General features: G+C 71.8%; 19 protein-coding genes and 1 pseudogene. 7 read left to right on the top strand and 13 right to left on the bottom strand.

The genetic code is table 11. The annotated features are described in order from the left end of the window. Positions 1-28: 28 nt before the first annotated feature. A complete protein-coding gene (locus ACYU7L_RS22800) occupies positions 29-751 on the bottom strand; it encodes a hypothetical protein (RefSeq protein ID WP_460801414.1) in 723 nt (240 codons plus the stop codon). 144 nt (positions 752-895) lie between these two features. Next, complete coding sequence (glgP, locus tag ACYU7L_RS22795) at positions 896-3,496, bottom strand: alpha-glucan family phosphorylase (RefSeq protein ID WP_460801411.1); 2,601 nt, start codon at positions 3,494-3,496, stop codon at positions 896-898. Between the two features lie 220 nt (positions 3,497-3,716). On the opposite strand from glgP, the gene ACYU7L_RS22790 reads away from it, so the two are divergent. The 5 genes from ACYU7L_RS22790 to ACYU7L_RS22770 all read left to right on the top strand — a co-directional run bounded on the left by ACYU7L_RS22790 (position 3,717) and on the right by ACYU7L_RS22770 (position 12,046). Beyond that, positions 3,717-5,711 carry an alpha-1,4-glucan--maltose-1-phosphate maltosyltransferase gene (locus ACYU7L_RS22790; protein WP_460801407.1) on the top strand — a complete coding sequence of 665 codons (1,995 nt, stop codon included), beginning with the start codon at positions 3,717-3,719 and terminating at the stop codon, positions 5,709-5,711. A gap of 23 nt (positions 5,712-5,734) precedes the next feature. After that, a complete protein-coding gene (gene treS / locus ACYU7L_RS22785) occupies positions 5,735-7,495 on the top strand; it encodes a maltose alpha-D-glucosyltransferase (protein WP_460801749.1) in 1,761 nt (586 codons plus the stop codon). Beyond that, positions 7,492-8,919 carry a maltokinase N-terminal cap-like domain-containing protein gene (locus tag ACYU7L_RS22780; RefSeq protein ID WP_460801403.1) on the top strand — a complete coding sequence of 476 codons (1,428 nt, stop codon included), beginning with the start codon at positions 7,492-7,494 and terminating at the stop codon, positions 8,917-8,919. The genes treS and ACYU7L_RS22780 overlap by 4 nt, the downstream gene beginning before the upstream one ends. Then, positions 8,916-11,153, top strand: a complete 2,238-nt coding sequence (glgB, locus tag ACYU7L_RS22775) for a 1,4-alpha-glucan branching protein GlgB (protein ID WP_460801401.1) — start codon at positions 8,916-8,918, stop codon at positions 11,151-11,153. The genes ACYU7L_RS22780 and glgB overlap by 4 nt, the downstream gene beginning before the upstream one ends. Before the next feature lie 95 nt (positions 11,154-11,248). After that, entirely contained in the window at positions 11,249-12,046 is a 798-nt protein-coding gene (locus ACYU7L_RS22770) for an NUDIX domain-containing protein (protein ID WP_460801398.1), read from the top strand. 36 nt (positions 12,047-12,082) lie between these two features. Here the strand turns inward: ACYU7L_RS22770 and ACYU7L_RS22765 are convergent. Beyond that, positions 12,083-12,934: pseudogene (locus ACYU7L_RS22765) on the bottom strand (EamA family transporter); the annotation flags it as partial. A 46-nt stretch (positions 12,935-12,980) separates the two neighbouring features. Between ACYU7L_RS22765 and ACYU7L_RS22760 the strand changes: the two are divergent. Continuing rightward, positions 12,981-13,883 carry a LysR family transcriptional regulator gene (locus tag ACYU7L_RS22760; protein ID WP_460801396.1) on the top strand — a complete coding sequence of 301 codons (903 nt, stop codon included), beginning with the start codon at positions 12,981-12,983 and terminating at the stop codon, positions 13,881-13,883. A gap of 91 nt (positions 13,884-13,974) precedes the next feature. On the opposite strand, the gene ACYU7L_RS22755 is transcribed toward ACYU7L_RS22760, so the two are convergent. After that, positions 13,975-14,949, bottom strand: a complete 975-nt coding sequence (locus ACYU7L_RS22755; RefSeq protein ID WP_460801394.1) for a co-chaperone YbbN — start codon at positions 14,947-14,949, stop codon at positions 13,975-13,977. Positions 14,950-15,205: 256 nt separating this feature from the next. Continuing rightward, a complete protein-coding gene (locus ACYU7L_RS22750; protein WP_460801391.1) occupies positions 15,206-16,939 on the bottom strand; it encodes an acyl-CoA mutase large subunit family protein in 1,734 nt (577 codons plus the stop codon). Positions 16,940-17,011: 72 nt separating this feature from the next. On the opposite strand from ACYU7L_RS22750, the gene ACYU7L_RS22745 reads away from it, so the two are divergent. Beyond that, a complete protein-coding gene (locus ACYU7L_RS22745) occupies positions 17,012-18,160 on the top strand; it encodes a serine/threonine-protein kinase (RefSeq protein WP_460801389.1) in 1,149 nt (382 codons plus the stop codon). 14 nt (positions 18,161-18,174) lie between these two features. Here the strand turns inward: ACYU7L_RS22745 and ACYU7L_RS22740 are convergent, their stop codons facing one another. The 8 genes from ACYU7L_RS22740 to ACYU7L_RS22705 all read right to left on the bottom strand — a co-directional run. After that, positions 18,175-19,410, bottom strand: a complete 1,236-nt coding sequence (locus ACYU7L_RS22740; RefSeq protein ID WP_460801387.1) for a hypothetical protein — start codon at positions 19,408-19,410, stop codon at positions 18,175-18,177. Positions 19,411-19,438: 28 nt separating this feature from the next. After that, positions 19,439-19,927: a MarR family winged helix-turn-helix transcriptional regulator gene (locus tag ACYU7L_RS22735; protein ID WP_460801385.1), complete on the bottom strand. Its 489-nt coding sequence runs from the start codon at positions 19,925-19,927 to the stop codon at positions 19,439-19,441. 66 nt (positions 19,928-19,993) lie between these two features. Continuing rightward, positions 19,994-20,518 carry a PH domain-containing protein gene (locus ACYU7L_RS22730; protein ID WP_460801383.1) on the bottom strand — a complete coding sequence of 175 codons (525 nt, stop codon included), beginning with the start codon at positions 20,516-20,518 and terminating at the stop codon, positions 19,994-19,996. A gap of 13 nt (positions 20,519-20,531) precedes the next feature. After that, positions 20,532-20,699 carry a hypothetical protein gene (locus ACYU7L_RS22725; RefSeq protein WP_460801381.1) on the bottom strand — a complete coding sequence of 56 codons (168 nt, stop codon included), beginning with the start codon at positions 20,697-20,699 and terminating at the stop codon, positions 20,532-20,534. 182 nt (positions 20,700-20,881) lie between these two features. Then, complete coding sequence (locus ACYU7L_RS22720) at positions 20,882-21,940, bottom strand: iron-siderophore ABC transporter substrate-binding protein (protein WP_460801380.1); 1,059 nt, start codon at positions 21,938-21,940, stop codon at positions 20,882-20,884. Between the two features lie 57 nt (positions 21,941-21,997). After that, positions 21,998-22,873, bottom strand: coding sequence for an ABC transporter ATP-binding protein (locus tag ACYU7L_RS22715; RefSeq protein WP_460801378.1), 876 nt, complete (start codon positions 22,871-22,873; stop codon positions 21,998-22,000). Beyond that, positions 22,870-23,940, bottom strand: coding sequence for a FecCD family ABC transporter permease (locus ACYU7L_RS22710; RefSeq protein ID WP_460801376.1), 1,071 nt, complete (start codon positions 23,938-23,940; stop codon positions 22,870-22,872). The genes ACYU7L_RS22715 and ACYU7L_RS22710 overlap by 4 nt, the downstream gene beginning before the upstream one ends. Continuing rightward, positions 23,937-24,953: FecCD family ABC transporter permease (locus tag ACYU7L_RS22705; protein ID WP_460801374.1), on the bottom strand; the 1,017-nt coding region annotated here is incomplete at its 5' end. The genes ACYU7L_RS22710 and ACYU7L_RS22705, both read right to left, overlap by 4 nt.

Here is a 24,953-nt window from a genome sequence, read left to right as displayed (position 1 = left end):
GGCGCGTGGGCCGGTCCTCCAGAAGAACTCAGGCGTTCGCCCCAGTGGCACGGTCGCCGAGCGCGAAGCCCAGCGCCACCACGAGCAGCATCACCGGGCCGGGGAACCCGGCCATGTACTGGAGCGGGGAGATGCCGAACAGCAGCGTCAGCCCGCCCAGCACCGCTCCCACCCAGCCGATCCAGCGCGGGGCGGAGGCGTGCTTGAGCGCAGCGACGGCCAGAGCGACTCCGCTCACCCCTGCCCCCACCCACAGCCAGCCGACCGTGCCGATCCAGTGCCCGTAGAAGGCGCTCGACTCCGCCACCATCGTGTCGGTGTCGCCGAGCCCGAAGATGAACTCGGTGTCCAGCGCCGAGCCCATCAGCCCGGCGACGGAGACGAGCACCAGGCCCATCGCCGACAGGTCGGGCAGCAAGCTGCCGACCGGCGTCTGCGCCGCGAGCCGGCGGCGCAGCCCGGCGGCGAACACCAGCACCAGCACGGCCGCCACCATCGTGGCGGTGTGGAACAGGACCAGGTTCGGCACGAGCTCGCTGAGCCGCTCGGTGATCGCCTCCGCGTCCCCGGCGTACTGCTCCCCGTAGACGGCGTCGATCGTCAAGGACGCCTGGATGCCGATGACGCCGGCCAGGCCGGCGACGACCCCGGCCCAGGCCCAGGCCCGGCCGGGTCGCCCCTCATGGACGACGGCCCGGCCGGCCCCCAGCGTGCTCATGGTGCTGCTGCTCTGCTCGGCGATGGTGCTCATGCTTGTTCCTCTCGTCGGTCTGGTGAGAGGAACGCTCCCGCGCCCGGCGTCCCGGGTGCCAGGTCAGCGTGTCCCGACTGTCCGGGCACCCTGTCCGGGCACCCAGTCCGGGCACCCTGCCCGGGCGCGGGAGGGCGAGGCGGGTCAGGAGTGGGGCAGCGCCATCAGGCCCAGCTCGGCCGGAGCGGCCAGCAGGTCGTGGCGCGGCAGGATGCGCACCGTGTAGCCGAACGGGCCCGGCCGGGTGAGCGTCACGGACCCGCCGAAGGCATGACGGGCCCCCTCGTAGGACTCCTGCAGCTCCAGCGACGTGACGCTGGCGCCGGCCAGGGAGTCCTCGGCCGTGATCGCGCCGTGCACCAGCTGGATGTCGACGTCGTCCGGTGAGAGCGCCCCCAGCGCGACGAAGACGCGCACGGTGAGGACGTCGCCCAGCTCGGGGCTGTCCCCCACGCCAGAGGAGTCGATGTGCTCGACGGCCACGTGCGGCCAGGCATCGCGGACCTTGTGCTTCCACTCGGCCAGCCCGTGGGCCGCACTCTCGTCGGCGGCGATCCGACGGCGCGATTCTGCGGCGGGCGCATAGAGGGCCTCGACGTAGTCGCGCACCATCCGCGATGCCACGACCTTCGGCCCGAGCGACTTGATCGTGTGGCGCACCATCTCGATCCACCGGGCCGGCACGCCCTGGCGGTCGACGTCGTAGAAGCGCGGCGCCACCTCGTTCTCGATGAGGTCGTAGAGCGCCGTCGCCTCGATGTCGTCGCGGTGGTCCGGGTCGTCCACGACGTCGGCCGACGGGATCGCCCAGCCGTTGTTGCCGTCGAACCACTCGTCCCACCACCCGTCGAGGATGGACAGGTTGAGCCCGCCGTTGAGGGCGGCCTTCATGCCCGACGTGCCACAGGCCTCGTAGGGACGCAGCGGGTTGTTGAGCCAGACGTCGCAGCCCGGGTAGAGCGGCAGGGCCATCGCGATGTCGTAGTTGGGCAGGAACGCGATCCGGTGGCGCACCTCGGGGTCCTCCGCGAAGCGGACGATCTCCTGGATGAGCTTCTTGCCGCCGTCGTCGGCCGGGTGCGCCTTGCCCGCGATGATCAGCTGGATCGGCCGCTCGGGGTCGAGCAGCAGCCGCTTGAGCCGCGCGGGGTCGCGCAGCATCAGCGTGAGTCGCTTGTACGACGGGACGCGGCGCGCGAAGCCGATCGTGAGGACGTCGGGGTCGAGCACGGAGTCGGTCCAGTCCAGCTCGGCCGGAGCGGCGCCGCGCTCGATGCAGGACTCGCGGACCCGGCGGCGCACGTCGAGGACCAGGCGCTCACGCAGCACCCGCTTGGTCCGCCAGATGTCGGCGGAGGGCACCCGGTCGACCGCCGCGAAGGCGTCGCTCGGGTCGTCGCGCGTGGGCTCGGAGTCGGGGTCGACGCCGGCTCCGCGGGAGAGCTCGTAGACCTCGGGGGCGCACCAGGTGGGGGCGTGCACGCCGTTGGTGATCGAGCCGATCGGGACCTCGGCCTCGTCGAAGGCCGGCCAGAGGCCGTTGAACATCCCCCGTGACACGTGCCCGTGCAGCTGCGAGACGCCGTTCGCCCGCTGGGCCAGGCGCAGGCCCATCACAGCCATGTTGAAGACGCCCGGGTCGCCGTCCTCGTAGTTCTCCGCCCCCAGGGCGAGGATCCGGTCGACGGGAACGCCCGGGGTGGGGCTGTTGCCGGAGAAGTACTGCTCGATGAGCTCGCGCGAGAACCGGTCGATGCCGGCGGGCACGGGCGTGTGCGTCGTGAAGACCGTCCCGGTGCGTGACACCTCCAGCGCGGTGTCGAAGTCGAGGGCAGGCCCGCCCTCGCCGACGGTGAGCTCACGGATCCGCTCGATGCCGAGGAAGCCGGCGTGCCCCTCGTTGGTGTGGAAGACCTCGGGCTCGGGGCTGCCCGTGAGCCGGGAGTGGACGCGCAGCGCACGCACTCCGCCGACACCCAGCAGCAGCTCCTGGAGGAGACGGTGCTCGGCGGTGCCGCCGTAGAGCCGGTCGGTCACCTCGCGCAGGCGGGGCTCGTTGGCCTCGACGTCGGAGTCCAGCATGAGCAGCGGCACCCGCCCGACCTGGGCGACCCAGATCCGGGCGTGCAGCTCGGAGCCGGGGACGCCGATGGTGATCGTGGCCGGCGTGCCGTCGGCCTCGCGCAGCAGCGACACCGGGAGGCCGTCGGGGTCGACGACCGGGTAGGTCTCCTGCTGCCAGCCCGCGCGGGACAGCGACTGGCGGAAGTAGCCGTGCCGGTAGAGCAGGCCCACTCCGACGATCGGGACGCCGAGGTCGGAGGCGCTCTTGAGGTGGTCGCCGGCGAGGATGCCCAGGCCCCCGCTGTACTGCGGGAGGACCGAGGCGATCCCGAACTCCGGGGAGAAGTAGCCGATGGCGGCGGGCGAGGTCGACCCGGCGGCGGCGCGGCGCTGGTACCAGCGGTCGGCGGTGAGGTAGTCGGAGAGGTCCTCGGCGACGGCCTTGAGCTGCTTGCGGAACTTCTTGTCCTTGCGCAGCTCCTCCAGACGCTCCGGGTCGACGGCCCCCAGCAGGCGGACCGGGTCGCGACCGGTGGACTCCCACAGGTCGGGGTCGACCGTGCGGAAGAGCTCCTGGGAGTCGTGGTGCCAGCTCCAACGCAGGTTGGCAGCCAGATCGCCCAACGCGCTCAGCTCGGTCGGCAGGACAGGACGGACGGTGAATCGTCTGATGGCTCGCACAGGTCGACGGTAGCGGTCCGGCTGGATCGTTCCAACCCACAGGTCCATATCCATGGGCGGACAGCCGCTTGCTCCCGTCCGCCCCTCGTCCAGGCCGTGTGTAGCGGCCGCGGAACGGGGAACCACCCGGACAGCAGCGCCGTCGAGAGCGACCCGAGACCGGCTCCTCTCGATCACCCGGCGTTGCCTCCCTGTCACCGTAGACCGCTAGGTTGGAGAAATGGTCGGACGCATCCCCGTCATGAACGTCATGCCTCTGGTCGATCTGGGCCGTCAGCCAGCCAAGGCAACCCTCCACGAACCCTTCCCGGTCACCGCCACGGTGTTCCGGGAGGGACACGACAAGCTCGGCGCCGAGGTGGTCCTCACCGGCCCCGACGGCGTCCGGCGACCCCCGGTGCGGATGGTGAAGAGTCCCCACCTCGAGACCCCGGACCGGTACGACGCGTGGGTGACCCCCGACGCCGAGGGCGCCTGGACCTTCGAGATCCAGGCCTGGTCCGACCCCCTCGCCACCTGGCAGCACGACGCGGGACTCAAGATCCCCGCCGGCGTCGACGTGGAGCTGATGTTCACCGAGGCGCGCCTACTGTGCGAGCGCATCCTCAAGACGCTCCCCCCGTCCGACCCCCAGCGCTCGGTGCTCAAGAGCGCGATCGACGCGGCGGCCGACACCGACCGTCCGGTGGAGGCCCGGCTGGCCGTGCTGCAGTCCCCCGAGCTCGACGAGGCCTTCCTCGCCAACCCGCTGCGCGAGCTGGTCACCCTCGAGGGACCGTTCCCGTTCTTCGCGGACCGGCGCCTGGCCCTGTTCGGCAGCTGGTACGAGTTCTTCCCGCGCTCCGAGGGTGCCCGGCAGGACCCGGCGACCGGCAAGGTCGTCAGCGGCACCTTCCGCACCGCGGCCCAGCGCCTCGACGCCGTCGCCGCGATGGGCTTCGACGTCATCTACCTCCCCCCGATCCACCCGATCGGCGAGGTCAACCGCAAGGGCCCCAACAACACGCTCACGCCCGGCCCCGACGACCCCGGCTCGCCCTGGGCGATCGGCAGCCGCCACGGCGGCCACGACGCCGTCCACCCCGATCTGGGGACGATCGACGACTTCGACGCGTTCGTGGCGCGCGCCGGCGAGCTCGGGCTCGAGGTGGCCCTCGACCTGGCGCTGCAGGCGGCGCCCGACCACCCCTGGGTCGAGTCGCACCCGGAGTTCTTCACCACGCGGGCCGACGGCTCTATCGCCTACGCCGAGAACCCGCCCAAGAAGTACCAGGACATCTACCCGGTCAACTTCGACAACGACCCCGAGGGCATCTACGCCGAGGTGCTCCGCGTCGTACGCCACTGGATGGACCACGGGGTGCGGGTCTTCCGCGTCGACAACCCGCACACCAAGCCGGTGGCGTTCTGGGAGCGGCTGCTCAAGGAGATCCGCAGCACCGACCCGGATGTGCTCTTCCTCTCCGAGGCCTTCACCCGCCCCGCGATGATGCACGCGCTCGGCGCGGTCGGCTTCCACCAGAGCTACACCTACTTCACCTGGCGCAACGCCCGCTGGGAGCTGGAGGAGTACCTCCGCGAGCTCTCCGGGGAGTCGGCCCACGTGCTGCGGCCGAACTTCTTCGTCAACACCCCCGACATCCTCCACGCCTACCTGCAGTACGGCGGGCCCGCGGCGTTCAAGATCCGCGCGGCCATCGCGGCCACCGGCTCGCCGAGCTGGGGCGTCTACGCCGGCTTCGAGCTCTACGAGCACGTGGCCGTCAAGCCCGGCAGCGAGGAGTACCTCGACTCGGAGAAGTACCAGGTCCGGGTCCGCGACTGGGAGGGGGCACAGGCGCAGGGCCGCACGCTCGCGCCGTACCTCACCAGGCTCAACGAGATCCGGCGCGCCCACCCGGCGCTGCAGCAGCTGCGCAACGTCGCCATCCACAGCAGCGACGACGAGAACGTCCTGGTCTTCTCCAAGCGCAGTCCCGGGCACGATCCCGGGCAGGACGACACCGTCATCGTCGTGGTCAACGTCGACCCCCACGCCACGCGTGAGACGACCGTCCACCTCGACCTGCCCGCCCTGGGGATGGAGTGGCACGACTCCTTCCCCGTCCATGACGAGCTCACCGACCAGACTTGGACCTGGGGCGCGCACAACTACGTGCGCCTCGACCCGTCCTATGAGCCCGCCCACATCCTCACTGTCAGGAGGCCCCGTTGACCGAGCCCGCGCCACACGGATCCATGGACGGCGATCCCGCCGTCACCGCCGACCCCGCAGCGGGCACGACCGCCGCCGACAACGCGCTCTTCGCGGGGGGTGACACCCCCGACTGGTTCAAGACCGCGGTCTTCTACGAGGTCCTGGTCCGCTCGTTCCGCGACTCCAACGGCGACGGCATCGGCGACTTCAAGGGCCTCACGGAGAAGCTCGACTACCTGCAGTGGCTCGGCGTCGACTGCCTCTGGGTGCCGCCGTTCTTCCCCAGCCCGCTGCGCGACGGCGGCTACGACGTCGCCGACTACACCGGGGTGCTGCCCGAGGTCGGCACGATCGACGACTTCCACCACTTCCTGGACGAGGCGCACAAGCGCGGCATTCGCGTGATCATCGACTTCGTCATGAACCACACCAGCGACCAGCACCCGTGGTTCCAGGCGAGCCGGGAGGACCCCGACGGGCCCTACGGCGACTTCTACGTCTGGTCCGACACCGACGAGCTCTACGAGGACGCGCGGATCATCTTCGTCGACACCGAGCCGTCCAACTGGACCTGGGACCCGGTGCGTCAGCAGTACTTCTGGCACCGCTTCTTCAGCCACCAGCCGGACCTCAACTTCGACAACCCCAAGGTCCACGAGGCGATGCTGGAGGCGTTGTCCTTCTGGCTCGACATGGGTCTCGACGGCTTCCGTCTCGACGCCGTGCCCTACCTCTACGAGCGCCCCGGGACCAACGGCGAGAACCTCCCCGAGACCCACGAGTTCCTGCGCATGGTGCGCCGCTTCGTCGACGAGAAGTACCCCGGCCGGGTGCTGCTGGCCGAGGCCAACCAGTGGCCGGCTGACGTCGTCGACTACTTCGGCGACTTCGAGTCCGGTGGCGACGAGTGCCACATGTGCTTCCACTTCCCGGTGATGCCGCGCATCTTCATGGCCGTGCGCCGTGAGTCGCGCTTCCCGATCTCGGAGATCCTCGACCAGACGCCGGCGATCCCCCACAACTGCCAGTGGGGCATCTTCCTGCGCAACCACGACGAGCTCACCCTCGAGATGGTCACCGACGAGGACCGCGACTACATGTGGGGCGAGTACGCCAAGGACCCGCGGATGAAGGCCAACATCGGCATCCGTCGGCGGCTGGCGCCGCTGCTGGACAACGACATCAACCAGATGGAGCTGTTCACCGCGCTGCTGCTCTCGCTGCCGGGCTCGCCTGTCCTCTACTACGGCGACGAGATCGGGATGGGCGACAACATCTGGCTGGGAGACCGCGACGGCGTCCGCACGCCGATGCAGTGGACGCCCGACCGCAACGCCGGGTTCTCGGTCGCCACCCCCGGCAAGCTGCACCTGCCGCTGGTCCAGGACCCCGTCTACGGCTACCAGAGCGTCAACGTCGAGGCGCAGCTCGAGAACTCCTCGTCGCTGCTGCACTGGACGCGCCGGATGATCCACGCGCGCCGCAAGCACGCGGCGTTCGGTCTGGGCACCTTCGCCGACCTGGGCGGGTCCAACCCCAGCGTGCTGTCCTACGCCCGCGAGCACACCGACGAGGACGGGCGCACCGACATCATCGTGTGCGTCAACAACCTGTCGCGCTTCCCCCAGCCGTGCGAGCTCGACCTGCGCCGCTTCGAGGGCTACCAGCCCGTGGAGCTGCTGGGCGGAGTCCCGTTCCCCGAGATCGGGGAGCTCCCCTACATGCTCACCCTCGGCGCCTACGGCTTCTACTGGTTCCGTCTCACCAAGCCCGCTTCGGCGGAGGAGGGAGCGTCGACGTGACAGGTCCCACGGACGTCATGATCCCGTTCCTCGAAAGGTCGCGCTGGTTCGGCGGCAAGGGTCGCGGGTTCACCGTCGCCGAGATCCGGCGCCTGGGCGAGGTGCCCGGGGGCGTGGAGGACGGTCCCCGGGTGGTGATCGACGTGGTCGTCGTCGACTACACCGACTCCGACGAGGGCGGCGAGGAGCGCCGCGAGATGTACCAGGTCCCGCTGGCGTTCTACCCCGAGCCCCAGGAGCGCCTCGAGCACGCGCTGGTCGGCACCTGGAGCGAGCCCGAGCTCGGCACGGGCGAGCTCTACGCCTACGACGCCGTGCACGACCACGACGCGATGGCGTCCTGGCTGCGCTCCTTCGACCTCGCGGCGACCCGGACCGTCGACCCCGACAGCCCGCTGGCCTTCCACCGACTACCGGGGCACGACCTCGACCTCGGCGGCCACTCGACGCTGTTCAGCGGCGAGCAGTCCAACTCGTCGGTGGCCTTCGGCGAGGATTCGCTGATGAAGGTGTTCCGCAAGCTCACCCCGGGGGTCAACCCCGACATCGCCATCCACGAGGTCCTCACCCGCACGGGCTCCGACCACGTGGCGGGGCTCTACGGCTGGCTCGACATCCACGACGAGGCGTCCGACTCCGTCATCCAGCTCGCGATGCTGCAGCAGTTCCTGCGCACCGCCAGCGACGGCTGGGACCTCGCGCTGGTCAGCGTGCGCAACCTGTTCGCCGAGGCCGACCTGCACGCCCACGAGGTGGGCGGCGACTTCGCCGGCGAGTCGGCCCGTCTCGGGGTGGCGCTGGCGGAGGTGCACGCCGACCTCGCCGAGCACTTCCCGGTGGAGCGGCTCGGCGCCGAGCAGATGGCCGAGCTGGCCACCGCGATGCGCCGGCGACTCGACGAGGCCCTCGCGATCGTCCCGGGCCTGGAGCCGCACGCCGACGGCCTGCGCGCCGCCTACGACCGGGTGGCCGCGCTCGACGACGTCCCCGTCCAGCGGGTCCACTGCGACCTGCACCTCGGACAGACGCTGCGCACCAGCAAGGGCTGGAAGATCGTCGACTTCGAGGGCGAGCCCGCCAAGCCGCTGGCCGAGCGGATGCTGCCCGACTCGCCGTGGCGCGACGTCGCCGGGATGCTGCGCTCCTTCGACTACGCGCCCCGCGTGGTGGAGCGCACCCTGGGCGAGGGCGACGCCAACGACGACCACCAGCGCGCCTACCGCGCCGAGGAGTGGGCCGAGCGCAACCGGACGGCGTTCCTCGAGGCCTACGCCGGCCGCGAGCTCACCCCCGACGAGACGACCCTGCTCGCGGCGTACGTCGCCGACAAGGCCGTCTACGAGACCGTCTACGAGACCCGCAACAGGCCGGGGTGGGTGTCGATCCCGCTCGCCGCCGTCGCCAGGATCGGAGCCGCATCATGACCAGCGATACCCCCGCCAGCACGCCTTCGGGCACGCCCGCAGGCACACCCGCCAGCACCCCCGGGCTCAAGCCGGTCTCCCGCGAGGAGCTCGACCTGCTCGTCCAGGGTGCGCACGGGCACCCGCACGCGATCCTCGGGGCCCACGTCCACGACGGGGGCGTGAGCGTCCGGGTCTTCAAGCCCCTGGCCTCGAGCGTCGTGATCGGCCACAGCGGCACCGAGACCCGCCTCACCCACGAGTACGAGGGCGTCTGGGCCGGCGTGCTGCCGGTCGCCGACGTCCCCGACTACCGGGTGGCCGTCTCCTACGACGCCGAGCCGATCGTGCTCGACGACCCCTATCGCTACCTGCCCACCCTGGGCGAGACCGACCTGCACCTGATCAACGAGGGCCGGCACGAGAACCTGTGGGACGTCCTCGGCGCCAAGGTGCGCCACTACCCCGCCGGCGTGAGCGGCACGTCGTTCGCCGTCTGGGCGCCGTCGGCGCGCGGCGTGCGCCTCAAGGGCGACTTCAACAGCTGGGACGGCCGCGAGCACCCGATGCGCCAGCTCGGCGTCTCGGGCGTGTGGGAGCTGTTCGTCCCCGACATCGGCTCCGGGACGCAGTACAAGTTCGCGATCCTCGGCGCCGACGGCGTCTGGCGCGACAAGGCCGACCCGATGGCGTTCCACACCGAGGTCCCGCCGCTGACGTCGTCGGTGGTGTTCGAGTCCTCCTACGAGTGGTCGGACTCCGAGTGGATGCAGACGCGCCCCGAGCGTCGCCACGTCAACGAGCCGATGTCGGTCTACGAGATGCACCTCGCCTCCTGGCGCAAGGGCTGGCAGGGCGAGACGCTGGACTACCGCCAGCTGGCCGACACGCTGGTCCCCTACCTCACCGAGCTGGGCTTCACCCATGTCGAGTTCATGCCGGTGATGGAGCACCCGTTCGGCGGCTCCTGGGGCTACCAGGTCACGTCGTACTTCGCGCCGACAGCGCGGCTGGGCGACCCCGACGGCTTCCGCTTCCTCGTGGACCGGCTGCACCAGGCCGGGATCGGCGTCATCGTCGACTGGGTGCCGGCGCACTTCCCCAAGGACGACTTCGCCCTGGCCCGCTTCGACGGGACCCCGCTCTACGAGGACCCCAACCCGAGCCGCGGCGAGCACCCCGACTGGGGCACCTACGTCTTCAACTTCGGCCGCCGCGAGGTGCGCAACTTCCTCGTGGCCAACGCGCTCTACTGGCTGGAGCAGTACCACGTCGACGGTCTGCGCGTGGACGCCGTCGCCTCGATGCTCTACCTGGACTACAGCCGCGAGCCCGGCGAGTGGACGCCCAACGTCCACGGCGGGCGGGAGAACCTCGAGGCCGTGCAGTTCCTCCAGGAGATGAACGCCACCGTCTACAAGCGGGTGCCCGGCGCGATGACGATCGCCGAGGAGTCGACCTCCTGGCCCGGCGTCACCGCCGCCACCAGCGAGGGTGGCCTGGGCTTCGGCTTCAAGTGGAACATGGGCTGGATGCACGACTCGCTGGGCTACGTCCAGCACGACCCCGTGCACCGCGCCTACCACCACGGCCAGATGACGTTCTCGCTCGTCTATGCCTTCTCCGAGAACTACGTGCTGCCGATCAGCCACGACGAGGTCGTGCACGGCAAGGGCTCGCTGCTGCGCAAGATGCCCGGCGACCGGTGGCGCCAGCTGGCCAACATGCGCGCCTACCTGGGCTTCATGTGGGCCCACCCCGGCAAGCAGCTGGTCTTCATGGGCGCCGAGCTCGGCCAGGAGTCGGAGTGGGCCGAGGCCCGCGAGCTGGACTGGTGGCTGCTCGACCACCCCGAGCACCGCGGGGTGCACGACCTGGTCCGGGACATGAACACCGTCTATCGCGAGACCCCCGCGCTCTACGCCAACGACGCCGACCCGGCGACCTTCGCCTGGATCGACGCCAACGACGCGGGACGCAACGTGTTCTCGTTCGTGCGCCGGGCCCCGGGCGAGCCCGACCTGGTCTGCATCGCGAACTTCGCGGCGGTGCCCCACGAGGGCTTCCGGCTCGGGTTCCCCGAGGCGGGCGCCTGGGACGAGGTGCTCAACACCGACGCCGAGGGCTACACCGGCTCCGGCGTCGGCAACCTGGGCGCCGTCGAGGCCGCCGACGGCGAGTGGTCCGGGCAGCCGGCCCACGCCGACGTAGTGGTCCCCCCGCTCGCGACGGTCTGGTTCCGGCGCCGCGCCTGAGCAGGTCGTCCGCCTGTGAGCCCACGTCCGGCCTCCGTGCCGGGCGTGGGCTCTCCCTTGGGGTGGCACGTTGGCCGGGCGGCTAGGGTGACTGCGTGACCGACCCGTCGTCCCTCCCGGGCCACCCGACCCTCACCGTGGTCGTGGTCGCGGAGGGCATCGCCCGCATCAGCTGGCAGCCCTCTCTCACCGAGCAGCGCACAGCCGTCGACGTCGTACGACGCGAGGTCGAGGCGCTGCTCTCGGGTCACGCGCGCGTCGAGGCGCTCGTCTCTCCGGAGGACGAGGCCGGTCTGCGCATCGCCACCTGGGCCGGGCTGCGCCGCGAGGGCGTGATGCGCGGGGTGCCCCGAGACGGCGCCACCACCGACCTGGTGGTCTTCGCTCGTCTGGCCTCCGACGTGCCGGCCACCCATCCCGAGGGCTTCCGCGAGCTGCTCAACTCGTTCCTGCCCCGCAAGCGGGCGATCAGCCAGATGCTGGTGCGCGACGAGCAGGACCGGGTGCTGCTGTGTCAGCTCACCTACAAGCGAGACTGGGACCTGCCGGGCGGAGTGGTCGAGGTGGGCGAGTCCCCGCAGCTGGCCGTGGCCCGCGAGGTCGAGGAGGAGCTGGGTCTCACCATCCCCGCCGGACGGCTGCTGCTGACCGACTGGCTGCCGCCGTGGAGCGGCTGGGACGACGCGCTGTGCCTGGTCTTCGACGGGGGGCGCCACGCCGCGAGCATGCTGGAGCGCATTGTGCGCGAGGAGCGCGAGATCCGCTCAGCGGCGTTCTGCACCCTCGAGGAGGCTCGGGAGCGGTGTGCCGACTTCACCGCCCGCCGGGTCGAGGCCGCGCTCCGGCAGAGTGGGACCGGCGAGGCTCCGGCCTACACGGAGTCGGGCGCCTAGACCCGTTGTCCGGCCGGGGTGCAGCGCGACGAGGACGCCGGCCAGGAGCAGCAGGCCACCTCCGGCCTCCGGCCCGTTCGGCCGATCGCCGAGCAGCAGCCAGGCCGAGGTCATCGCCACGACCGGCGCGAGCAGCACCCAGGGCACCACCGCAGCGGGCGGGTTGCGGGCCAACAGCGCGTTGAAGATGCCGTAGCCCACCAGGGAGGCCAGCACGGCCGTGTAGACCGTCGACACCACCGCCTGGAGGCTCAGCCCTGTGAGTGCGGCACCGACGGCGTCCGGACCGTCGAGGAGCAGCGAGAGCCCGAAGATCGGAGCCGGCACGACGACCGCCGACCACACCGTCAGCGACAGCCCACCGCGCACCCCCGAGGCCCGGGACACCACGTTGCCGATCCCCCAGGACAGGGCACCAGCCAGGCACAGCACGAGCGCCGCCAGGGGCACGTCGCCGCCGCGTCCCAGGGCGACGACCCCGAGTCCGCACGAGCCGACCAGCACGCCGGCCGTCTGCCTCGGCGTGGGCCGCTCGCCCAGCACCCCGGCCGCGATCACGATCGTGAAGATGACCTGCGCCTGCAGCACGAGTGCCGCCAGGCCGGGCGGCAGGCCCGCGTGCATCGCCACGTAGAGCAGGCCGAACTGGCCGAGCGACATGAAGACGCCGACGGCCGCCACCGTCGTCCACGGAGCGCTCGGCCGCGGCACCAGCAGCACGGCCGGGAAGACCACGAGGACGAACCGAAGCGCCACGAAGAGCAGCGGCGGCACGTCGGCCATGCCCCAGTCGATCACGACGAAGTTGAAGCCCCAGATCGCGGCGACCAGGGCGGCCAGGAGGGAGTCTCGAGCAGTCACGCAGCCGAGTCTGACCTCAGTGACCATGAAGCACCAGCGAACTGAACTGCACGGCATCTTGTAGCGTTGCTTCATGATCGATCTCGCCGCCCTGGTCTCCCTGCGGGCCGTCGCCGCCCACGGCTCCGTGGTGGCCGCCGCCACCGCGCTCGGCTACACACCCAGCGCGGTCTCCCAGCAGGTCAAGCGCCTCGAGCGGCAGGCGGGCGTCGCGCTGCTGGAGCGGGTGGGCCGCGGCGTGCTGCTGACGGGCCCGGGCCGCCGGCTCGTCGAGTCCGGTGACCGGCTGCTCACCGACCTGGAGGAGATCGAGGCCGACCTGCACGCGGAGGCCGGCACCGTCACCGGGCACCTCCGGGTGACGGCCTTCTCCACCGCGACGCGCGGCCTGGTCGCGCCCGCCGTACGCACGGTGCAGCAGGCGCACCCCCACCTCACCGTGACCCTCACGGAGCGCGAGCCCTGGGACGCCGTCGAGCTGGTCGCGGACGGGCGCAGCGACGTCGCGATCGTGCACCGCTGGGGTGACGTCCCGATCGCCGTCCCCGACCATCTCGAGACCACCCAGGTGGCCCGTGACGTCGCGGACGTCATCGTGCCGACGGGACACCGCCTGGCCGAGCGCGAGCACGTGAGGCCCGCCGACCTCGTCGACGAGGGATGGATCGCCACGCCGCAGGGGACGATCTGCCGTCAGTGGCTGAACCGGATGTACGACGGCACGGGGCGGCTGCCGCTCATCGCCCACGAGTCGATGGAGTTCCCCTCCCACGTCGCCCTCGTCGAGGCCGGACTCGGCATCGCGCTCATCCCCCGGCTCGGCCGCGCAGACCTGCCCGCCGGCCTGCGCGCCGTACCCGCCCGGGACCCGGTCCCGACCCGCGACGTGCTCGCCCTGCACCGCCGCAGCATGGCCGCCTCCCCCGCCGTACGCGCCTTCCTGGCCGCGCTCGCCCCCGCCGCTGCCCCCATGTAACGCGGGGTTATGCGACCTACCACAGCGAAATATCGCTGGGGCAGTGCCCATAACCCCGCGTTACAGCCGGCGGCGCGGCGCGCGAGTCGCGTCAGAAGAGGGCGGAGGCGAGGCTCTGGCGGCCCTTGATGACGCGGGGGTCGTCGTTGCCGACGGCGGCGAAGAGCGCGATCAGGTGCTGGCGGGCGCGGTCGCGCTCATCGCCGGAGCTGCGACGGACGAGCTCGACGAGGCGGTGGAACGCGTCGTCGACGTGGCCCCCGAGCATGTCGAGGTCGGCCACCATCGTCTGGGCGTCGACGTCGTCGGGAGCGTCGGCGGCAGCGGCGCGGGCGGCGTTGAGGTCGACCCCCTGGGTGCGCTGCAGGACCTTGGCCATCGCGAGGCCGGCGGCCGCCTCGGAGTCGGCAGGATTGGCGTCGACGAGCTTCTGGTACTCGACCACGGCGCGGTCGATGTCGCCCTCGCCCAGCGCGTCCTGGGCCGGCGCGTAGCGCGGGTCGAGCTGCGGCTCGTCGTCGCCGTCGACGACTGCGGCGCCGACGGCGCGCGGCTGGTGCCGACCGGCGACGCCCTGCGCGGTGAGCTGCTGGGCGACCTGGGTCAGCGCGGTGCGCAGCTCGTCGATCGGCAGCGGGTCCTGCAGCAGCGGCATCGGGCGACCGTCGACGACGGCCACGACCAGCGGGATGGACGGGATCTGCATGGCCTGGGCGATCCCCGGTGCCGCGTCGATGTCGACCAGCCCGACCAGGAAGCGGCCGTCGAACTCGCCCGACAGGGTCTCGAGGTCGTCGGCGAGCTGACCGCTCTCCGGCATCCGGGTGCGCGAGAAGAACACCAGCAGCACCGGCGCGGTCATCGAGGTCTCGAGGATCGACTGGAAGTTCTGCTCGTCGAGCGGTACGGCGTACGCCGAGCCGCCCGCGGGAGCCCCGGCCGGGCCGCCGGCGGGCGCCCCGCCAGGAGCCGCGCCCGAGGGAGCTGCACCCGTCGGAGCGGGCGCGGGGCGCTTGAGGGCGGACAGGTCGATCGCACCCGGACGGGTGAACGGCTGCTGCGTCATGGCGCCATCTTCCCCCACGCCACAACCACCCCGGCACCCATCCCCCACCCGCGACCCGTCATCGCCTCGACCAGACACGCCGTGCCCCGCGGCGCCAGTGACGGATCGCCGCGGCAGGCCTCACGCCGTACGGCCTCGGGCGTAGTCGCAGGCAGCCACGCCACGGCGTTGGGTGGCGCGCCCATGCGCCCGCGACCCGTCACTCGCGCCGGCGGGTACGGCGTGTCTGGTCGAGGGAGTGACGGGTCGCGAGGGCTCAGAAGCGGGCGGGCTCCCGGTACTCGCCCCACTCGGCACGCAGGGCGTCGCAGATCTCCCCGAGGGTGGCCTCCACCCGGACCGCGTCGAGCATCGCCGGGATCATGTTCTCCGTGGTCCGGGCGACCTCGACCATCCGGGCCAGCGCGGCCTCCACCGCCGACGCGTCGCGCCCGGCCTTCCGCTCAGCGAGCGCGCGGACCTGCTCCACCTCGACGTCGTGGGAGACGCGCAGGATCTCGAGGTCGTGGGTGACCGACTCCTCGTGGCAGTTGACGCCGACGACGCGCTTGTCGCCCTTCTCGAGCGCGACCTGGTACTGGAAGGCCGCCTCGGCGATCTCCGACATGAACCAGCCCTCCTCGATGCCGCGCAGGATGCCGCGCGTCATCGGCCACACGCCGGCCTCGGCCTCGCCGGTGGCGCTGCGCATGGTCTCGGCGAGCTGCCCGGTGTCGGCGTGGGTCAGCGTGGAGCCGCCCATGGCGAGGATCCGGTCGAAGATCGCGTTGGCCTCGGCCTCGATCCGGTCGGTGAGCGCCTCGACGTACCACGAGCCGCCGAGCGGGTCGGCGACGTTGGCGACGCCGGTCTCCTCCATGATCACCTGCTGGGTGCGCAGCGCGATCTCGGCCGCCTGCTCCGAGGGCAGCGCGAGGGTCTCGTCGAGCGCGTTGGTGTGCAGCGAGTTGGTGCCGCCCAGGACCGCGGCGAGTGCCTCGATGCCGGTGCGTACGACGTTGTTGTAGGGCTGCTGCGCGGTGAGGGAGACCCCGGCGGTCTGGGTGTGGAACCGCATCCACTGCGCCTTCTCGGTCTTCGCGCCGTAGACGTCACGCATCCAGCGCGCCCAGATCCGGCGGGCGGCGCGGAACTTCGCGATCTCCTCGAAGAAGTCCACGTGCGCGTCGAAGAAGAACGACAGCCCAGGTGCGAACACGTCCACGTCGAGCCCGCGCGAGAGTCCGAGCTCGACGTAGCCGAACCCGTCCGCGAGCGTGTAGGCGAGCTCCTGCGCAGCCGTCGAGCCTGCCTCCCGGATGTGGTAGCCCGAGACCGAGAGCGGCTTGTAGGCCGGGATGTCGCGCGAGCAGTGCTCCATCAGGTCGCCGATCAGGCGCAGGTGCGGCTCGGGAGCGAAGAGCCACTCCTTCTGGGCGATGTACTCCTTGAAGATGTCGGTCTGCAGCGTCCCGTTGAGGACCCCGGGATCGACGCCCTGGCGCTCGGCCGCGACGAGGTACATGCAGAAGACGGGTACGGCGGGACCGCTGATCGTCATCGACGTGGTGACGTCGCCGAGCGGGATGGAGTCGAAGAGCGTCTCCATGTCCGCGGCGCTGTCGATGGCGACGCCGCAGTGCCCCACCTCGCCCAGCGACTTGGGACTGTCGGAGTCGTAGCCCATCAGCGTGGGCATGTCGAAGGCCACCGAGAGTCCGCCGCCGCCGCGGCCCAGGATCATCCGGTAGCGCTCGTTGGTCTGCTGCGCGTTGCCGAAGCCCGCGAACTGCCGGATGGTCCAGGTGCGCCCGCGGTAGCCGGTCGGGTGCAGCCCGCGCGTGAAGGGGAACTCGCCTGGCCACTCCGAGTCGTCGGTGCCGTACGCCGGCTCGACGGGCACGCCCGAGAGCGTCGTGAAGTCGGCGTCGCGCACCCGCGAGGCGTCGTACCTCGCCTGCCAGCGGGCGCGGCCGGAGTCGGCAGTCAGGTCACGGGGGGTCTCGGTCATGGGAAGATACTAGGACGTCCTACTAAATACCTCCAGCGGCCGGCACCAGACAGTTGCCCTAGGGTGCTCAGCGTGGGTGAGGTCTTCGCGGGACGCTATGAGCTGCTCGATCCGGTCGCGGAGGGCGGCATGGGCTCGGTGTGGCTGACGCACGACCGCTCCGACGGCCAGGTCAAGATCGCCAAGATCCTGCGCCAGTCCGACGCCTCCTCGCTGCTGCGCTTCGTGCGCGAGCAGTCCGTGCGCATCGACCACCACCACGTGGTGACGCCGCTGTCGTGGGCGGGCATGGACGACCGCGTCCTGTTCACGATGCCGCTGGTGCGGGGCGGGTCGGTCGCCGACCTGCTCAAGGAGCACGGGCCGCTGCCGGTGCGCTGGGTCGCGGAGCTGCTCGACCAGACACTCAAGGGGCTCGAGGCCGTCCACGCCGCGGGCATCGTCCACCGCGACGTGAAGCCGGCCAACCTCCTCCTCGAGCCGACCGGCCGGGCACTCCCCCACCTTCGGCTCACCGACTTCGGCATCGCCGCACCGGTGGACGAGCCCCGGATGACACACGCGTCGATGGCCATCGGGACCCCGGGCTACATGGCGCCCGAGCAGTGGCACGGCGCCCACCCCGATCCCCGCCAGGACCTGTACGCCGTCGCGGCCGTCGGGCTGGAGATGCTCACCGCGACCCGCCCCCCGGGGACACCGGGCCCCCTCGTCCCCCCGGACCTCTCCTCGCTGCCCGAGCCGCACGAGCCGGCCCAGCGCCTGGTCTCCGTCCTGCTCCGCTCAACGGTCGAGGACCCGGACCAGCGCCACGCCTCGGCGGCGCAGATGCGCGCCGAGCTGCGCCTGCTCGAGCTCACCGAGCTGACCTACAGCGGTGACGAGGTCGTGGTGCGCGACCACTTCGCGACCGGGTTCCCCGCGATGAGCGCCGTGTCCGACGCGCCGCCCGGCGTGGGGTTCGCGGACGGGGCGACCCGCCTGGACGGGCAGACCCGCGTGGACGGGACCGCCCTCCCCCCGACGCGCAACGCGCATCACCCGGCACCCGCGACCCGCATCCCGCTGACCCAGGCACTCTTCGGCAAGACGCGCGTGGACGCCGCTGCGGCCGGTCACCCCGACGCGTCGGCGCGACGAGCAAGTGCCGTGCCCGGCCTGGCGCTGGTGGCGCTCGGCGTCGTCCTTCTCCTCGCGGCCCTCCTGCTCGGCCTGGGCTGAGACGCGGCCAGTCCCTAGCGGCGCCTGAGCAGGACGACCCCGGCACCGAGGCTTCCTGCGCCGAGGACTCCCAGCACCCCGGCGGCCAGCAGACGCAGCAGCCCGCCACCCCCGTCGTACGACACGAGGCGAGCGGTCTCGCCCTCCGCCAGCACGAAGGGCTCGCCCTCGGCATAGTCCGGCACCCCGTCGGGATCACCGACGATCTCCACCTGGAGCGTGTAGTCGACGTCGAGGCCCTCGCCCCCGACACCCTCCGCCTCGACGACCAGGTGGTAGTCGCCGGGCAGATGCGGTCCGGGACTCGTGTCTCCGCGGCGCAGGTAGCGGACCGGGCCCACCACCTGCTCGAGGGTCGTCACCCCGGAGGTCAGCAGCGGCCTGTCCGTGGCACCGGCGGGGCCCAGCAGGGGGTCACGCACCGCCAGCTTGAGTCCGGGCAGCCCGTCCTCGAAGTCCTCCGCGACCGACTCGCTGAGCTTCGGGCTGATCAGCCGGACGAGGGCGTACTGCCCCCAGTCCAGCGAGATCCGCTGCACGGCGAGCTCACCGGTCCGCACGGTGCCCCGGTGGATCCCGGTCTCGATCTCGGGCACGGCAGCCAGCCCCGCGGCGGCCTCGGTCTCCGAGGCCTCCCCCGACACATCGGGCGCCCGGAAGTCGGTGTCCTCCTCGTGCACGGGCAGTCCCTCGAGCGTCTTCACCGGCGCCTCCTCGACGAGGCGCAGGGTGACCGGGAGATCGCCGTCGCCCTCGGCGAGGCTGGAGCGCGCCACCCGCACCAGCAGCGTCTCGGAGGCGAGACAGGGGTCCTCCTCGTCCTCCTCCGAGGCAGCCACGGGGTCGACGTCGGGGCCCACGATCGCCCGCACACCCATCAGTCGACCCCAGGCATACACGCTGCCGCTCTCGCGCGCGCAGGAGGCCTCGTCCGGGGTCGAGATCTCGAGGGCGAGGCCGTCACCCTCCTCGGCGGGACCGACCACCGCCGCGTGCACGGTGCTGCCGGGGATCTCGCGCCGCAGCCGGAACCAGCGCCCCTCGTCGGGCGAGCCGACGTCGAAGCGCCAGGTCCCCACGGTGATGTCGGCGGGCGCGCCGAGGTCGGTGCTCGTCTCGACGCTCTCACCCGGCAGATCCAGCTCGGTGTCGGCCAGCGCCGGCGCCGGCCAGCACACGGCGACGACGGCCAGCACGAGGGCCGCGGCGAGGCGAGCGGGTTGCACCGGGATCGGAAGCGCCGAGGTCATGGCCGCTGACCCTAGTGCAGGGACCACCTCAGAAGTCACCCGCGGTTGAGCGCACCGGCCGCAGCAGCGCGGACAGCTCCGCGAGGCCGTCGTCGTCCAGGGCCCCCAGCGCGAAGTCGGCGTCCACCAGGTCGCGCGTGGCGGCCTCCACGAGGGTCCGGCCGGCGTCGGTTATCTCGGCCAGCACCGCGCGCCCGTCGTCGGGATGCTGACGCCGTACGACGAGCCCGGCGGCCGCGAGCCGATTGACGATCGAGGTCACCGACGTCGGGTGCACCTGCAGCCGCTCTCCCATCTTGCCCAGCGGCAGGGAGCCTCGCGAGGAGAAGACCAGCAGCACCAGCGCCTCGTAGCGCGCGAAGGTCAGCCCGTGCGGCTTGAGGATCGCGTCGAGGCGTCCGATCACCAGCTGCTGCACGCGCATCAGCGAGGTGACCGCGTGCATGGCGGGGACGCCCGGCCAGCGCAGCCCCCACTGTCGCGCGGCCTCGTCGATCGGGTCGAAGGGCAGGGTCACGGCCGGCCACCCGGGTGCTGCGCCATCAGTTCGCGGCCATCAGTTCGGGGCCATCGGTTCGGGCCATCAGTTCAGGGTCCGCGGCCCGCGCAGGCCCGAGCGCTGCACGACGCGCTGGATGGACAGGTCGCGGTCGTCGGGGCGACCGACGTAGCGGATGTCGCGCAGCCCCTGCTCCTGGGCGGCGGACTCGAAGCAGAAGTGCCCGAAGCCGAGGATCCGCCCGTGCAGCGGCTTGGCGACGGTGATGTCGAGGATCCGGGTGAGCGGCATCGTCGCGAGCTGCTGGGAGAGGACGCCGTGCACCCGGAAGACCCGCATGTTCGTGATCACGAAGCGGTCCATGTGCTCGCGCAGCGCTCGCCACCCGGCGTGGAGCAGCAGGCCCAGCGCCACGAGGAAGGGGAACCACGCGAGGTCGACGTCCACGAACGGGAACGCGACCAGGAGCACCAGCGCGACGAGCGCCTCGAGGGCGGGGATCGTGTAGGCCACCCAGTGGTGCCGGACCTCGTCGACGATCACCTCGCCCTCCTCGCGCAGGAGGTGCTTGCCGATGTTCGGGTCGGTCACCGCCCCGATGAGCCCCACGGCGGGACCCTGCTCAGAACTCGCCGACGAAGGCGATGATGGCCTCGAAGGCGGTCGTGAGCCCGCCCCAGCCTTCGGATCCGCCCGTGCGAGCGAAGTCGGCGAGGCCCTGGGGATCGTTGTACATCCAGTAGCCGAGCAGCACGACGACGAGGGCGAGCACCGCCTTCTTGGCGTTCATGGCTGGTCCGTCCTGATGTCCGAGGGCATGGGTCCCTCCATTCCTAGCAGCCGCCCGCGCCGGATCCGCGCAGGCGCGCCCGGGACGCCGTACGTCGCATCCGCCCGCGGCGCTCGCCCCCGGGAACGGCGGACGCCCAGCGCCACCACGGCCCTGGGCGTCCGACGAATGGTGGTTCCGGCTCAGGAGACCTTGCCCGCAGCCTCGGAGAGCGCGGTGAGGAAGTCCTCCATGCCCCACGTCAGCGACAGCGCCGTGGGCGGCGAGACGGACGCGACCAGCGAGGCGCCGGTGATCTCGGCGATCGTGTCGTTCTTGGACTGCTCCATGGCCTTGGTCGAGGCCGACTCGCGGACCGTGGCGGCCTGCTCCTCGGTGTCGGCGTAGGAGACCAGCACGTCGGAGGTCAGCTTGTCGGACTCCTCGTAGGAGAGCGTGTAGAAGAACGTGTCCTCGCCGCTGTCCAGCTCGTCGACGCTCGGCGCGATCGTGAAGCCGAGGTCCTCGAGGAACTGCACCCGCGGGTCGTCGCCGGTGTAGACGTAGAGCGAGCCGAAGTCGGCGATCGCGGCGATGGACTTGCCCGCGAACTCCGGGTGCTCCTCGGCCGCCGCCGCCACGTCGGCGTCGATGTCGGCGACGAGCTGCTCGGCCTCCTCGCTCTTGCCCAGGGCGTCACCGGTGGTGGTGATGACCTCACGCCACGGGGTGGCCCACGCCTGGTCGGGGAACGCGACGGTGTCCGCGATGGCCGCGAGCTTCTTGTACTGCGCCTCGGTGATGCCGGAGTAGGTCGCCAGGATGACGTCGGGCTCGGCCTTGATGATCTCCTCGTAGGGCGGCTCCTCGCCCTCGGTGAGCAGCGTGGGCGCCTCGGCGCCCTTCTCCTCGAGCGCCTCGGCGGTCCACGGCATCATGCCGTTCTCGTCGGCGCCGTAGCTCAGGGCCGGCATCGCGACCGGGACCACGTCGAGGGCGATGGCGGCGTCGGCCGACCCCCAGCCCAGCGTGACGACCCGTTCGGGCTGCTCGTCGATCTCGGTGGTGCCGTAGACGTGCTCGATGCTGACGGGCTCGAAGTCGGCGGCCGCGGAGGCTCCCGAGTCGTCCTTGGCGCCCTCGGAGTCATCCTCCGAGCTGCAGGCGGCGAGGGACAGCAGCGAGGCAGCGAGGGCCACGCCGACCAGGCCGCGGGGGCGCAGCCCGGAGGACTTGCGCGAGAAGGCGTTCTTCAGGGACACCGTCGTACTCCAGATCACTGACACGCGCCGCCCCACTGGCAGCGCAGTAAGGTAATGCTAACCTAAGGTCGAGTCTCCGGCGTCGGCGGTCGGCCGGTGGAACCCCGACAGCGGGACCACCATCGGGTCGCCGGTGACCGGGTCGGGGACGACCACCGACTCCAGCCCGAAGGCCGCACGCACGGTCTCGACCGTCAGGATGTCCGCGGGATCGCCCTGGCACAGGATCCGTCCGCCGCCCATGACGACCATGTGGTCGGCGTAGCGCGCAGCGAGGTTCAGGTCGTGCAGGACCATCACGACCGTGCTGCCCCGGGAGTGGTTGAGCTCGGCGAGCAGGTCCAGGATCTCGACCTGGTGGGCGACGTCGAGGTACGTCGTGGGCTCGTCGAGCAGCAGGATCCGCGGCTCCTGGGCGAGCGCCATCGCGATCCAGACGCGCTGGCGCTGTCCGCCGGACAGCTCCTCGATCCGGCGTCCGGCGATGTCGCTGGTGCCGGTGGCGGCGAGGGCGTGCGCCACGATGCGCGTGTCCTCTGCGCTCCAGCGGCGGAAGACCCCCTGGTGCGGGTAGCGCCCGCGGCCGACCAGGTCGCCGACCGTGATCCCCTCCGGCGCGACCGGCTGCTGGGGCAGCAGACCCAGCACCGCGGCCACCTTGCGGGCGGACAGGCGGTGGATGTCCTCACCGTCGAGCAGCACGCGGCCCTGACTGGGACGCAGCAGCCGGCCCAGCCCGCGCAGCAGCGTCGACTTGCCGCAGCCGTTGGCGCCCACGATGACGCTCACCTTGCCGGCAGGGACCTCGAGGTCGAGGTCGTGGACCACCTGGCGCCGGTCGTAGGCGAGACCCAGCCCCTCGGCTCGCAGCGAGGGAGGCGCGGTGGACACCGGAGCCGGAAGATCCACTGCGGTGACGGTGGGTGCGCTCATGCGCTCCTCCTCAGGGGACGGGAGCTCGCGAGGAGCCAGATCAGGTAGGGGCCGCCGATCACGCCGGTGACGACACCGACCGGGACCTGCACGCCGTCGATGAGGTGCTGGGCCAGCAGGTCCGCGACGACCATGATCACGACCCCCACCAAGGCGGTGGCCACAAGAGAGAGCCGCCCGTCGGCCACGAGCCGGCGGGCGATGGGCGCTGCCGTCAGCGCCACGAACGCGACGGGCCCGGCAGCGGCCGTGGCGACCGCCGCGAGCGCCACTCCGAGCAGGATCGCGGCGAGCCGAAGCCGGGGCGCCGCGACACCGAGGGCGGTGGCCGCCTCGTCGCCCATCTCCAGCATCCCCAGCGGGCGCCCGAGCACCAGGGCGAGCGGCACCAGGACGACCAGCACCAGGGCGAGCCTGGTGTAGGCCTCGGCGTCGGCCGCCGATACCGACCCGGACAGCCAGACCATGGCCGTCTGGGCGTCGCGCGCATCGACGCGGGTCAGCACATAGCTGAGCACGCTGGTGGCGACGAAGGCCAGCGCGATGCCGCACAGCACGAAGCGGTGGCCCGAGAGCCCTCCCCGGGAGGCCAGCAGCAGGTTGGTGCCGGCCACGACGGCGGCACCCACAAGGGCGCCCACCGACACCATCGGTCCAGACAGGTCGAGCACGAGCAGGGCGACGACCGCGCCGACGCTCGCCCCCTGGGAGATCCCGATGATGTCGGGACTGGCGAGCGGGTTGCGCAGCACGGACTGGAAGAGCCCGCCCGACAGCGCGAACGCCACACCCACCAGCGCCGCCATCAGCACCCGCGGCAGCCGGAACTCGACGAGCACGAGACGCGACAGGTCGTCACCGTGGCCGAGCGCCGTCGCGAAGACGTCACCGACCCCGACCGACATCTCACCCACCGACAGGGTCAGCAGCACGGTGCCCACCGCCAGCGCCGCCAGCACGGCGTTGACCACGACCCGTCGGGTACGACGCGCCCGGGCGGTGGCGCGCAGCAGCAGCCGCGCCTCCCGCTCCCCCGCCGGGGCCGGGCGCTCGAGGACCGCACTCACATCGCCACCCCCTTCGAGCGACGAACGAGGGCGATCAGCACCGGCGCCCCCAGCACCGCGACGACCAGGCCGGCCTCGAGCTCACTGTGGGGCAGCACGAGCCGACCCACGATGTCGGCAGTGAGCAGCAGCACCGGTCCCAGCAGCATCGACCAGGGCAGGATCCAGCGGTAGTCGGGTCCGACGACGAAGCGCGCGACGTGCGGCACCATCAGGCCCACGAAGGCGATCGGGCCGACCAGGGCGGTGGCCCCGCCGCAGAGCAGGACGACGGCCAGCAGCACGATCGACCGGCCACGCACGACGTGCTGGCCCAACCCCCGGGCGAGGTCCTCGCCCAGCGACATCGCGTTGAGGAAGCGCGCGCTGGCCAGCGCCAGCACCACCCCGGCGAGCAGGAAGGGCGCGATGACGGCGACCGTCCCCAGGGGGCGGTTGACCAGCGAGCCCACCTGCCAGAACCGGTACTGCTCGAGCACGCTGCGGTCGGTGAGCAGGACCATCGTGATCAGCGAGGTCGTGGTCGCGGTGAAGGCCGCGCCCACCAGCGCGAGCTTGACGGGCGTCGGCCCCTCCCAGCCCATCGTCGCCACGCCGTACACGACGAGCGCGGCGATCGCGGCGCCGGCGAAGGCGAACCAGATGAAGCCGGCCGCCCCGGTGATCCCGAAGACGGAGATCGCCACGATGACCGCCAGCGAGGCCCCGGAGTTGATCCCGAGCAGCCCGGGGTCGGCGATCGGGTTGCGGGTGAGCCCCTGCATCAGCGCCCCGGCGAGGCCGAGGGCGATGCCGCCGAGCAGCCCGACCAGCGTGCGCGGCAGCCGCAGCTCGCGCACGACCCGGTGGTCGTTGATGGTCAGGTCGGGCCTGAGCACCGCGTCCAGCACGGTGCCGGGAGCGACGTCCCGGGTGCCCCACGCGAGGCTGGCCAGGCACACGGCGACCAGCACGACCCCCAGGGCCAGCAGGCCCAGCGTCGGGCTCGCCCCGCCGCGTCGCCCAACGTCGGG

Source organism: Nocardioides pacificus, assembly GCF_054775955.1.
Note: the sequence above shows the minus strand (reverse complement) of the source record. Positions and strands in the feature narration are given on the sequence as shown.